The sequence below is a fragment of the Microvirga roseola genome, assembly GCF_020866965.1.
GTDB lineage: Bacteria > Pseudomonadota > Alphaproteobacteria > Rhizobiales > Beijerinckiaceae > Microvirga > Microvirga roseola.
Genome location: NZ_JAJATX010000185.1, coordinates 1 through 686 on the forward strand (window position 1 = coordinate 1; position 686 = coordinate 686).

General features: G+C 64.0%; 1 protein-coding gene. It reads left to right on the forward strand.

Features of this window, described 5'->3' with window-relative positions:
• Nucleotides 1-605, forward strand: a 605-nt coding sequence (locus LG661_RS24790; protein ID WP_268995521.1) for a group II intron maturase-specific domain-containing protein, incomplete at its 5' end; no start/stop codon positions are given.
• Between the last annotated feature and the right edge of the window lie 81 nt (nucleotides 606-686).

Here is a 686-nt window from a genome sequence, read left to right on the forward strand (position 1 = left end):
GCGGCCACCGCTTCGCCCGCTATGCCGATGATTGCAACATATACGTTTGCACTCATCGCGCAGGCGAGCGGGTGATGGCCAGCATCACCCGGTTCCTTGGACGGCGCCTTAAGCTGAGGGTGAACAAGGCGAAGAGCGCAGTTGCCCACCCACACCAACGCAAGTTCCTCGGCTTCAGCTTCTTCTACCGGAAAGAGCCCCAAAGGCGCGTTGCGCCCCAAGCCCTCTTCAAGCAGCGGGTCCGGGAACTGACGCGTCGGTCGTGCGGGCGCAGCCTCGCGCAGATCGTCCCGGAGCTCTCCCGCTACCTCATCGGGTGGCGTGGCTACTTCGGCTTCTGTGAAACTCCACTCACGTTGCGCGACCTGGATGCCTGGGTCAGACGGCGGCTGCGCGCCATCGCTTGGGCGCAATGGAAGTACGGACCAAACCGCTTCGCGGAACTGCGCCGCCTCGGCGTCGGAAAGGACCTGGCGGCCCAAACCGCCGGAAGCCCTCACGGCGTCTGGCGGATCAGCAACAGTCCGGCACTCTCCATAGCGTTCCCCAACGCCTACTTCCGAGGCCTCGGCCTCGCCTCCATCTATATCCAATCAGCCGAGTAATCCGACGAACCGCCGTATACGGACCCGTATGTACGGTGGTGTGGGAGGGGTGGAACCGCGAGGCTCCCCCCTATCCCGATT